Consider the following 11,303-nt stretch of genomic DNA (forward strand, 5'->3'; position numbering starts at 1 on the left):
CCATGCTACCGCAGGCCGGGGGTAAGTGGGTGGACGGGGAAGGGGGTGATCGGGGGGGTGAGTGGGTCATGGAAAAGTTGGGGAGGGTGGGGAAAGATGGGGGATGGAAACATGGTTAATTGCCGCCATAGGGGATAAGAGGAGGAGACAAGGGAAATGGTAGAGGAGCAGGGGTTGAGTCGAGAACGGTTTTGGGGGGCGTATCAGGTGGTGCAGTTAGGGATGCAACCTGAGGAGGCCAACATGGAGATCGATCTGCATCTGTTTGAGTCGGTGCCGTCTACGAATGAGGTGGTTTGGCAGTTGCTGGAACGGGGTGCAGGCGAGGGGGCAGTGGCGATCGCTCGCTCACAAACGGCAGGGCGAGGGCAATGGGGACGGCAGTGGTGTTCTGAACAAGGTGGACTGTATCTTTCTGTAGCCTTAATGCCAGATTTACCTGTGGAAGAGGCAGCCCAGTTAACACTTTGTACGGCCTGGGGCATTGCTACTGCCCTGCAAACCATTCCCGGAAAGTTGAGTGGGGTCGCCGATCGCATTCCGGTGCAACTGAAATGGTTGAATGATCTGGTACTCCAGGGACGAAAATTAGGCGGCATTTTGACTGAGACGCGAGTGTTTCAAGGCCGGATTACGAAAGCGGTGGTCGGAGTGGGGATCAATTGGACCAATATTGTGCCGAAAACAGGAATTAATTTGCAGTCCTTTTTGGTAACCGCTCCTATTCCCCTGATTGAATCGCTGGAGATGCTGGCTGCGATCGTCCTGTACGGTCTCCTGTGCGGCTACCAATTCTGGCAACAGGAAGGAATTCAGGCGATTTTACCCCGTTATCTAGAGCTACTGGCTCACCGCGATCGTCCTGTGCCTGTTGAGGGCGCTTTGGGGACAATCGTGGGCGTTACCTCGAAAGGAGAATTACGGCTTTCTCTAAAATCACCTCAAAGGCCTTCAGCAGAGACAATTTCAGATTTTTCTACATCGGAAGTACTAATTCAGCCAGGTACAATCAGTCTGGGTTATCCGCTCTAAACCGATCGCAGGCCGGGAACTTCCAGCTTTCAAGCCGCGACAGAGCTAAACAAGTCCAGCGAGCAGATTGATCTGCTCTCTCAAAACACTATGGTTCTGGACTTGAGCAAGTTTTCATTGCAGTGGTGGGAAGATCAAACACAGTTCATGACTCAAAACACAATAGCAAACCGATCGCAGCAATCTCGATGTGCCCGTTGCTTGCTCATGCAAGGCTTGGGTTGGTTAGGGGGAATTAGCTTCATCAGTGGGGGAACCGTTTTGGCCCAACCCGACCCAGTCACTGCAGAACCTGCAGCAACGGCCCCTGCTCAGTCCGCGCCTGTGACTTCGGTGGCACCTGCGACGATCGCTCCTGCTCCTGCCCCAATTGCCCCACCCCCCTTTACACAAGAATTCTCTGAACCTGCGGCTGTTCCCCCGCCAGTTCAGCCGCCTGATCCCATTCCATCTGTCGCTAGTCCTCCGAGTGTGGCCCCCGCTCAAACTGGAGCAAGCAACGGTTACGAGGCTCCCAGTTCGATCGTGTTTTCTGAGCGATCGACCGGTTGCCATGCGGTAGTCTCTGGGAGACAGGCTCCTAGCAGGCTATGTGGAGGCTACTCAGAACCGTTGTCAGTCAGTCAGGGGCGCAACTCTGAAATAGGCAGTCAGTCCCGTGTTGGTTCTCTACCTGCAGGACTATCATCCGTTCAAGTAGGTGGCATCCCCTTAAGTTCAACCGGATTTCAGGGGGCAACCACACCCTCCTTACGAGATTTCTATCGACGGACGCTGCGACCTCCAGCTCGGTTGGGTAACGGCAATATCCGGCTGATGTTTCCACTGTCAATTCCCGCCGCGATTTCTTCAGTATTTGGTTGGCGAATTCATCCTCTAACAGGTGAACCTCGCTTTCATACGGGAACTGATCTGGCTGCCCCACTGGGAACTCCTGTATTAGCGGCTTATGCAGGACAGGTGGCGATCGCAGATTTTCTGGGTGGTTACGGGCTAGCGATCGCTCTGAACCACAACAAAGGGTCACAACAAACTCTGTATGGTCATCTATCAGAAATTTTTGTGAAACAAGGAGACTGGGTCAAACAAGGAGAGGTGATTGGACGAGTTGGCGATACCGGAAACTCTACAGGCCCCCATCTCCATTTTGAGTTTCGTCAATTGACTCCCGAAGGATGGGTTGCTCTGGATGCAGGCGCTCAATTAGAATACGCCCTGGCCCAGTTGATGAAATCTCTGGAATTTGCCCAGGCTCCTTTTAGAACAGAAAAGGCCAATGCTGGTCTCCAGGGAGTGATTCAACAGATCAATTAACAGCTTGAGAAATAAAACACCACTCTCACGGTTCTCCCTGCAACTGGTAAGCCATGCTTAGTAAGCAGTAATACAGTTAGTGCAGAAAAGTTTGGGCTATCGTCAAAAAGCCGCCGGACTGAGCGATTTATTTTGCTGAGGTATTCTTGTCAAAAGTACGATCGCCCTTATCTGGTCAGATCTTCACCTATACTCAAACTCGGATGACGATGCTGTGGAATACTGATGTTACCATCCAGGGCAAAACCTTTAGGCTGCCGGATGATATTCGGGAGTTATGGATTGAGTCTGATGCCGACAAGCTCTGTCTAGAAGCAGAGAAGTCTTAATCATCGATCTGACAAACGGTGATCAGGTGAAGTATCTGGCTGGGACGGATGCAGCATTAGATGCAGCGCTGCAAGAGTACCTGGATCCCCTTTAACTGAGACTCTTTAACTGAGACTACAAATAGCCGTGTTCAGCCAAGAATGACGGGGTTAGCTCCTCCAGGATGGTAGGGAGATTGGCAAACTCGCTCTGACCAGAACCTAAACGCAGGAATTTTTCTACATACTTTCCTAAAATGTCACCTTCCAAATTCACTGGACTGCCGGGTTGTAAGTACTGGAGGTTAGTTTCCTGGTAGGTATGGGGAATGACTGCGACCTTAAACCAGGAACCAGAGGGATTGCAATCCGCTACAGTAAGACTGATGCCGTTTACAGCAATGCTGCCTTTAGGAAGGATGTAACGGGCGACTTGCGGGTTTGGGGTGGTAAACGTCATTTCCCAGGAGGTTGCCGTCTCAGTTGAGGATTCCAAATAGCCAATGCCATCTACGTGACCCGTAACGAAGTGACCGCCCAGTTTACTGCCCACCCGAAGCGAAGTTTCCAAATTGACGTAGCCCAGGTCAGGATTGGAGAGGGTGGAGCGATCGCGGGTTTCCGGCGAAACCACGGTAATAAATCCCTGCGGTAAAATTTCTGTCACGGTCAAACAGACTCCATCAACCGCTACACTGTCTCCCAGTTGTAGATCTGGCACAATTAATTCGGATGTCGCCCTCTGACAGGTGATTTGTAACCTATCCCTGCCCAGGGAGTGAATTCTTCCTAATCCTTGAATAAGCCCTGTAAACATTTGGGTGATCCTGTGAGTCAGCAACCGTGTAAGAGAGGCAATGTCAATCCATCCCAAAAGTCAATTCTGATGGAATTTGAAAGTCTTTGTTATATTGTCAATTGTTATATTGTTAAATTTAAAGCAGAATCATCTAGGATGAGGGCATAAATCAGGGCATACTGGAAGTCAGATAATAACTCCTTGTTGAATCACTGGGCCACCTGGGTTCCCATTAAAAGAGTACTTATGATGATTCTGTCTCTGATTCCTATTTTTATGGCAACCCCGTACTAATGTCATAATCAGCTTATAAGGATGTTTCCCTCAATAAGAGGAAGGCTATTTTAATTTATACCTATTTATATTATTTGTATCCCGTATCCGCTTGACGTTTTTCCCGCTTCAGGTGTTCTAGAGGCTAAGACGATGATTGAAATGAAAGTCGCTGGAATTGCATTGGATGCCGTCACCCGCAGTCCCATTGTGCTGTTAAGGGATTTTAGTGAACGGCGAGCTTTGCCAATTTACATTGGGAATGACCAGGCCAAATCCATTATTAACGCGATCGAAAATCAGCCACCGCCACGCCCTCTCACCCATGATCTATTGGTGAATCTATTAGAAGCCTGGGATATGACGCTGGAGCGGGTGGTTATCCATTCCTTACAGGATAATACTTTCTATGCCTCCCTGCTCGTAGTTCAAGGTGATGTGAAGAAAGAAATTGATGCTCGTCCCAGTGACGCGATCGCACTGGCCCTTCGCACAAACAGCCCCATTTGGGTCATGGAAGAGGTCATTGCGGATGCCTCCATTCCGGTAGACCGGGATGCCGATGAAGCAGAACGGCAAGCCTTCCGTGACTTTGTCTCTAACCTGCGTCCAGAAGATTTTACCCAACGGGGCAAATTTAGCAATGAGGAAGCTCAATAGACCAATTTTGGATTTTAGATTGACGATTTTGGATTAGCAATTTGGTAGAAATAATCCAAAATTACACAGCCAAATGATTGAACTGTTGCATAACAATCCAGAATTGCAGATCCAAAATTAAACCTTGTCCAAGTCCAGAACCCTAGTTTCTCTTATGGGAAAGCTCCTGCTCTCTAGCTGGACTTGATTTAGATCGTTTTCTCCAAAGCAGCTTGTAAATCCTGGGTCAAATCAGCCACAGCTTGTTTTGCGTTTCTGCGTCCGCCTTTATAAGCATCCCAGCGATCAGACACCGAAATGGGGTCGCCAATCGTAATGAGTGCCTTTTGTGGCCCCAGCCCTGGTCGTTTGAAGGGATTCCCCCCTTTGATGCGGCACACCATATCCCAGGCTAGCAAGGTCGTGTCCGCAAATCGTTCCACGCTCGGCTTTTCCCGCACGTATTGCCCGGTGATAGCAACAAAGGTTTCCACCAGACGCATGTGCCAGACCCGTAGATCGGCTTCTTCGGCAATGCGATCGGCCAATCCTCGTTCCACCAGAGAAATAGTTTCCAGATCCAGGTCGTCTCGATAAATACAATCCCAGGCGGCTTGCTCTAACCGACGACAGCGATCGATTAAACTCCCTTTAGCCTGCAGGTTAAAAAACTCTTCGGCTACAGTCAGCGCCGCATCTAGCAAAGCATTCAAACGAGCGGTAAATGTTTCACTGGATAACACGACATTGAGACTTCAGTACTAGAAAGGGGCGGATTGGGCAGGGTGACATGGAAAAAACGGGTGTAATAGTTTTCCATCAGGGATAGCAGATATTCTCCCAGGCGATACAGCCGTTTATAGAGATGGCCATTTTGAAGAGGATCTCCGGAGTTAGCAACAGGTTCCAGCCCTGTATCCGCTTCCAGCCCTGTCAGGATTCTGGCAAGGTTTTCCCAGGGCGGCGTGATGTAGTGATATTTCAGCCCGATCGGGACAATCAGAACTCGTTCAGACCGTCCCGCCCGCAGGATATCTTCTACACACCAAAATCCCAATTGGCTGATTCCAGGCTCTAGGGGGCTGACGATCTCGTTATGCCCATTCGTGGCACCTTCTGGGGCAGCCGCAAGTGGAAATTGGCCATTCGCAAACAAATCTCGTGCCGATCGTAATCCAATCAAATCCAATTTGCCGCGATGAATGGGAGTACCTCCCAGGCGAGGAAACAACCAGGCGGCCCAGTTTCCTAACCAGAGGGGAATGCCACGATCGTAGAGAAAATAGGCATGAATGGGCGGCTTCAGGAGTACACCCATCCTTTGAGCGGTTTGAGGCACTAACCGCCAGATCAAATGCCCTAAGCAAAAGGGATCTTTGAAACTAGGATGGCGAAAAGCCAGTAATAGTCGCACTTTACCCTCTTGAAACTGTTGGTACAGATTGACAAGGGTTTCTACATTTGTGGCCTCCACATCGCGGATCGGAGTGCGCGATCGCATCACCAGAGGCAGTGCCCAATCTACTACCTGCCGTACTCTGGGGTCGTAAGCGGGGGGAATAAACTCCAGTGGCGGTTGAACGCCTATCATTGTGTCTAGCATCACTTCCTCCCGACCGTGATCGGCAATTTATAGATAAAGCCGTAGTTTAGCAGAGCCATTCTGGCTATTTTTCTAGCAACGCCCAGGAGCCATCCCAATCTTCTGGAGGCGGATTTTGTAACCAATGCTGACACCGTTGCAGATGTAAGCTCGCTGCCTTATTGTCCCGATCGAGACTCAGAACCTGACCAAATTCTGCCATAGCCATGGGAAAGTCACGATTTAAGTAAAATTGACGGGCCTTATGGTAGTGGTCAATAATTCGCTTCTGAACATCGGAGACTGTTTCTTCCTGCAGGCCAACCAGTTCATAAATGGCAACGGGTTTGGTTTTGCCCTTTACCTTAATGTAATCTAGTTCTCTAGCCCAGATACGATCGCGGCAGGGACGGTAAGTACTCTCGCTGAGGATAATATCAGTGCCATAAACTTTACTGGCGCTCTCCAGACGCGAGCCCAGGTTTACCCCATCGCCGATTGCCGTAAACTCCATGCGTTTACTGGAACCAATATTGCCGCTAATCACTGAATCAGAATTCACCCCAATCCCAATCTGGATCGGAGTCTGGTTTCTCTCTAACCGCTTACTGTTGAAGTCTTTTAGCCGCTTCCGCATTTCCAACGCTGTCTGCACCGCCATCCATTCGTGCTGATCCAGTGGTAATGGAGAGCCAAACACGGCCATAATGGCATCCCCAATATATTTATCGAGCGTGCCTTTGTACTTAAACACCGCATCGACCATTTGCTCAAAGTAATCATTAAGCATTTCCACGACTTCTTCTGCGGTCAGACTTTCGGTGAGGGTGGTGTAGCTCCGAATATCCGAGAACAAAATGGAAACTTCTTTGCGATCGCCTCCCATCTTTGCCGCATCAGGATTTTCCAGCAACTGCTCGGCCAGTTCCTGCGTCATGTAGCGGTACATGGTACTTTTCAGCCGTTTTTCATCACTGATATCATCCATCACAATGAGAACACCAGATACCTGTTCACGATCATTGGCATCGGCGATCGTGTTGATAGAGAGGTTAATACTATGTTGCTCTTCTCCGCGAACAGGTTGCAGGGTCTGATCCGGGTAGTACTGCTGACGGCTCTTATCATCCCTGGCCTGTAACGCCATGTCGAACCACTTGGGGAAGTCACCCTTCTCAAGCTGAATCAATTCCTGAATGGCTCTTCCTTCCAGGAGATCGGATTCAGTCAACCCCAACAACGCCTTCGCACTTTCATTAGCGGCAATGATATGGCCATTCTTGTCGGTAGAAATCACACCGTTCGTCAGCGATCGCAGAATGTCCCGCTGCATCTGCTCCTGCTGTTTGACGGTTTCAAACAACTTGGCATTCTGTAAGGCGATCCCAGCCTGAATATTGAATGCCTGCATAAACTCCTGATCATTCCGGTTAAAACTGGCTTTCCAGATTTCCGGCGCTTCTGGATAGTTGGCGGGATCATAGGGAGCGTAGTCGCCCTGCCGCTTTTTGTTCACCAGTTGCGTCACCGCAATCAGCTCGCCATCCGCATTAAAGACGGGCATACACAACATGCTGCAGGTGCGGTAGTTAGTTTTTTGATCGGTTTCCTTAGACGTTTGGGAATTGGGGTGTTCGTAAAGATCAAAGGGGATCAGCAGCGGCTCTCCAGTCGTTGCCACCTGACCTGCAAAACCTGCCCCCATCGGAATCCGAATTTCTTGTAGCTCACCCCGGATCGGCAGTTTAGTCCATAATTGGTCGTATTCGCGGTCTAACAGCCACAGCGTACTGCGATCGGCCTGCATCAGATCCTTGGCTTCATCCATCACTCGTTGCAGAGTTTCTTCCAAATCCAAACTACTCTGACTTAAGGATTTTGTCGCCTTCATCAGAGCCGAGGCCGCCCGTTGCTGTTGGGTTGCCTTATAGAACGATCGAGATGACTCAATAATCAGGCGAATCGAGGGAGCAAATTCCTCAAAAACTTGCTCATCTTCACGGGTGAATCCATGCAGGTCAATCTTTTCTTCTAAAGGAGCCGTTGTCGAGTGGTTGAGCTTCAGCTTGTTAATCAACTGCACAACAGCCACCAGATTCCCCTCATCATTCAACAGGGGCATGGCCAGCATGGTGTAGGTGCGGTAATTGTTTTTCTTATCCAGCTTCTGGGCAGCCTCGGAGCGGGGATCATTGTAGAAGTCGTAAGGAATGTTGACAACCTTTTTCGTGGTGGCAACCTCTCCTGCAATGCCCGCATTCATTGGAATCCGTAGTTCCAGATTATTGCCTTTTTCATCTTTAGCGACGATCGACCACAATTCATATTTATCTTCGTCTAATAGAAAAATTGTTGAGCGATCGGCGTTTAATAGTTCTCCCGTTTTCAAGGTGATGGAGCGCAACATCTCATCTAGAATGGCATCAAACCCTTGAGCATCCATCAGGTTGTCCAACATCGATAGAGTTTGGTTGACCACCCTGAGTCTTTGCTCAACATCGTTTACCACCCCCTTAAACGTGTCTTTTTTGAGGGGAGCCAAAAAGGAGGCAAAGCTGCCTTTGCTGGCCACTAAAGCACTACTAGAAGAAGTAGGACTAGAGGCAGAATAGGACATCACGGAACTCCCTGAATCGGCAACATGGGTAGATTCTAAATCCAGCTTCACCTCCGTAGAAATGGCTGAACCAGCCGCATCCGTAGGGGCAATGTCGATAACAGCTTGGCTTGGCGCTCTCTCAGACAGATGCTGTGATGAGGTACTCATAGATCGTAGTGAGGCTAGATGAAATAGAGAAAGGGTCAGGAGCGGGATGGATAACCTTATCGAGCGGCCTAAAGATAGATTTTTTGGTCATAAAAATAAAGTTTGCTCAAAGTTTTAGTTGCAATCTAACGTAAATTCACTGCTTTGCGCTGTATTCCAGCAGAATCCTGCCTTACCCAAGCAGAAAATACAGGATCCAGGTTTAGGCCCGTAATTTCTCTAAGAAAAGCTGCAATTTTATATTTCGACCAGCTTGATGTACTTATTCCTACCATGAACAAGTTGAAATGCAGCCCTATTGTCAGCATTCCCAAATCCTCATCAGCCGTCTCATCACATGCTGGCCTTTAGATTTTCGATTTTAGACTATGAAATCTTTGCAGTAAGTCAGTGTTGAACAGAATTACTCATCTGCTGTTTACCTTGAGTTCAGTCAATATGTTGGCTTCCGACAGCTACTTAATACCGTGGAAACCCCGATGTAACATTTTTCACTATATTTTTCTGAACATCAGGATTTTCTGGCCGATTTTGAACGAACGGCTTTGACAGGTTGGGCAGGTGCCTTGGACAACAGGTTGGACTTGGACAGTTGCGTTTGACGTAGATGAGCGGCTTGATTCAGTAATGATTCTGCAAAGGCCAGGACTTCAGGAGACTGACCACCCGCCAGTTGAGCCAGTTCTTGTTTGCGCTGGTCAGCGGTTAAAGGGGTAACTCGAACGACGGTGCGAATGTCATTGGAGGGATCGGGGATCGGGGATCGGAGATCGGAGATCGGGGAGTGGGAATCGGGTTGTTTTTTTTTACGTTTGCTTCTGCTTTTTGAGCCATTGGTTGATTCGGATTCGATCACCTCATAGCCATGAATGGTGTGACCGTTTGTAGAGCCTTTGGTAGAGTCAATCAGGTGTTTGCTTACTCGCAGATGTTGATCGGCCATGGCGGCGACGATCGGCTGGTGCGTCACACACAAGACCTGATGATGCTGGCTGAGTTGGTACAGTTTCTCCGCGATCGCCTGACTGACCCGCCCAGAAACTCCCACATCAATTTCATCAAACACCAGAGTGCCTACGGGATCAATCTGAGAGAAACTGGCCTGGAGTGCCAATAAAAAGCGGCTCATCTCCCCACCAGAGGCAATCTCAGTCAGGGGCTGTAGAGGTTCACCAGGATTGGGACTAAACAGAAAGGTAATTTGATCCGCACCAGATGCACTGGGGGCAATGGGAGTAATGCTCACCTGAAATTTCACCTTCTCCATAGCCAGCGGTTTGAGTTCATTCACCAACCGGGTTTCTAGATCAACGGCGGCGGTACGGCGGAGTTGAGTCAGGTGAGCACAGGCTTCCGTTAAAGCAACCTGGCTGCTGTGTACAGCGGCTTCTAACTCTTCCAGGGACTGACCGCCTCCCGTTAATTCCAGCAATTCGTTTTGCAGGCGATCGCGCAGTTCGATCGCGTCTTTCAATGTTGGCCCATACTTCCGGCAAACCTGTTTCAGGTCAGCAATCCGCTCTTGCACCTCTTGCAATCGTTCCGGATCAGCCTCAATGCTGTCCCCGTAGGCATTAATTTCCCGCCCTGCTTCCTCCACTTGGGCCAGTGCTGCACTGACTAACTCTAAAATTGGCTGCAACTGAGGATCGTATTCCAGCATATGAGTGAGGGTGTTTTCTGCCTCGCCCAGTAGATCAGCGCAGGCTTTGGCTTCATGGTCGCTCTGATACAGTGCCTGGTAAACCTGATAGCTCTGCTGTTGCAGTTCTACACTGTGCCCCAGTCGTTTTGCTTCCTGTTCCAGCAGTTCCAGTTCATCGGGATCGGTGAGGCTGGCGGCATTCAATTCCCGCAACTGGTACTCAAATAAATCTAATTGTTGCAAGCGTTCCTGCTCAGCCCGACGGCGCTTATCCAGCAGTTGAACGGCTTGTTGATAAGCGGCAAATGCCGCAGCAACCTGTTCCCGTTGTCGGAGTAGCCTTTCTCCACCATAGCCATCTAGCCATTCGCGCTGCAGGGCAGGTTGACCTAGTTGCACGGTTTGTCCCTGAGCCGTAATTTCAACCAGACGATCGCGCAATTGCTCCATCTGCTGCTTGTTCACCACCACCCCATTCACGCGAGAGCGGCTACGTTGACTGCCTGAGTTAGCAATCACTTCCCGGCTACAGAGCAAAACGTCTTCATCCAGCGGTTCAATCTCCTGTTGACTCAACCAGGCTCTCAAATCAGCCGTCAGTTTAAAGCTGGCTTCTATGGCAGCGCGCTCTTCCCCAGTCCGGACAACCCGACCTGTAACTTTGCCTCCCAGCGCGGCATCCAAAGCATCCAAAATAATCGATTTTCCTGCACCCGTCTCCCCCGTCAGTACAGTTAGCCCTGCTCCTAAATCCAGATCCAAATAATCTACAAGAGCAAAATTTTCAATTCTGAGCGAGAGCAACATGGACACCCACTAAAAGTAGAAAGTACTAAATCAAGCCACCTAAAAAACGGCTGTTTTCCCATCCCATTAACTTAAGGTTCTGGACTTAGACAAGATTTTAAAGACGATTACGATCAGATGTACTATATCGCCGATTA

The 11,303-nt window shown here is 49.4% G+C and carries 9 protein-coding genes; 4 read left to right on the plus strand and 5 right to left on the minus strand.

Going from position 1 to position 11,303, the window contains the following annotated elements; all coding sequences use genetic code 11:
- Positions 1 to 156: 156 nt before the first annotated feature.
- From ACUVQO_RS12170 to ACUVQO_RS12180, 3 genes are all read left to right on the plus strand, one after another.
- On the plus strand, positions 157 to 1,032 hold the full coding sequence (locus ACUVQO_RS12170) for a biotin--[acetyl-CoA-carboxylase] ligase (RefSeq protein WP_445926144.1): 876 nt from the start codon (positions 157 to 159) through the stop codon (positions 1,030 to 1,032).
- Between the two features lie 147 nt (positions 1,033 to 1,179).
- Positions 1,180 to 2,346, plus strand: coding sequence for a peptidoglycan DD-metalloendopeptidase family protein (locus ACUVQO_RS12175; protein WP_445926145.1), 1,167 nt, complete (start codon positions 1,180 to 1,182; stop codon positions 2,344 to 2,346).
- Between the two features lie 146 nt (positions 2,347 to 2,492).
- Positions 2,493 to 2,675 (plus strand): hypothetical protein, encoded by a 183-nt coding sequence (locus tag ACUVQO_RS12180; RefSeq protein ID WP_445926146.1) that lies wholly within the window; start codon positions 2,493 to 2,495, stop codon positions 2,673 to 2,675.
- 115 nt (positions 2,676 to 2,790) lie between these two features.
- Here the strand turns inward: ACUVQO_RS12180 and ribE are convergent, their stop codons facing one another.
- Positions 2,791 to 3,471 (minus strand): riboflavin synthase, encoded by a 681-nt coding sequence (gene ribE / locus ACUVQO_RS12185; protein ID WP_445926147.1) that lies wholly within the window; start codon positions 3,469 to 3,471, stop codon positions 2,791 to 2,793.
- A gap of 408 nt (positions 3,472 to 3,879) precedes the next feature.
- On the opposite strand from ribE, the gene ACUVQO_RS12190 reads away from it, so the two are divergent.
- The gene (locus ACUVQO_RS12190) at positions 3,880 to 4,386 is read left to right on the plus strand and encodes a bifunctional nuclease family protein (protein ID WP_445926148.1); all 507 of its coding nucleotides are present in this window, start codon (positions 3,880 to 3,882) and stop codon (positions 4,384 to 4,386) included.
- A 188-nt stretch (positions 4,387 to 4,574) separates the two neighbouring features.
- Here the strand turns inward: ACUVQO_RS12190 and ACUVQO_RS12195 are convergent, their stop codons facing one another.
- From ACUVQO_RS12195 to recN, 4 genes are all read right to left on the minus strand, one after another.
- Positions 4,575 to 5,108 (minus strand): hypothetical protein, encoded by a 534-nt coding sequence (locus ACUVQO_RS12195; protein ID WP_445926149.1) that lies wholly within the window; start codon positions 5,106 to 5,108, stop codon positions 4,575 to 4,577.
- The gene (locus tag ACUVQO_RS12200) at positions 5,075 to 5,968 is read right to left on the minus strand and encodes a hypothetical protein (protein WP_445926150.1); all 894 of its coding nucleotides are present in this window, start codon (positions 5,966 to 5,968) and stop codon (positions 5,075 to 5,077) included. The genes ACUVQO_RS12195 and ACUVQO_RS12200 overlap by 34 nt, the downstream gene beginning before the upstream one ends.
- A 64-nt stretch (positions 5,969 to 6,032) precedes the next feature.
- Positions 6,033 to 8,714, minus strand: a complete 2,682-nt coding sequence (locus ACUVQO_RS12205; RefSeq protein WP_445926151.1) for a GAF domain-containing protein — start codon at positions 8,712 to 8,714, stop codon at positions 6,033 to 6,035.
- Positions 8,715 to 9,225: 511 nt separating this feature from the next.
- Positions 9,226 to 11,166, minus strand: coding sequence for a DNA repair protein RecN (recN, locus tag ACUVQO_RS12210; RefSeq protein WP_445926171.1), 1,941 nt, complete (start codon positions 11,164 to 11,166; stop codon positions 9,226 to 9,228).
- Between the last annotated feature and the right edge of the window lie 137 nt (positions 11,167 to 11,303).

Source organism: Leptodesmis sp. (assembly GCF_052746595.1).

Coding starts and splice junctions, on each gene's coding strand:
- ACUVQO_RS12170 (WP_445926144.1), top strand. CDS start 157: ATGGTAGAGGAGCAGGGGTTGAGTCGAGAACGGTTTTGGGGGGCGTAT.
- ACUVQO_RS12175 (WP_445926145.1), top strand. CDS start 1,180: ATGACTCAAAACACAATAGCAAACCGATCGCAGCAATCTCGATGTGCC.
- ribE (WP_445926147.1), bottom strand. CDS start 3,471: ATGTTTACAGGGCTTATTCAAGGATTAGGAAGAATTCACTCCCTGGGC.
- ACUVQO_RS12190 (WP_445926148.1), top strand. CDS start 3,880: ATGATTGAAATGAAAGTCGCTGGAATTGCATTGGATGCCGTCACCCGC.
- ACUVQO_RS12200 (WP_445926150.1), bottom strand. CDS start 5,968: ATGCTAGACACAATGATAGGCGTTCAACCGCCACTGGAGTTTATTCCC.
- ACUVQO_RS12205 (WP_445926151.1), bottom strand. CDS start 8,714: ATGAGTACCTCATCACAGCATCTGTCTGAGAGAGCGCCAAGCCAAGCT.
- recN (WP_445926171.1), bottom strand. CDS start 11,166: ATGTTGCTCTCGCTCAGAATTGAAAATTTTGCTCTTGTAGATTATTTG.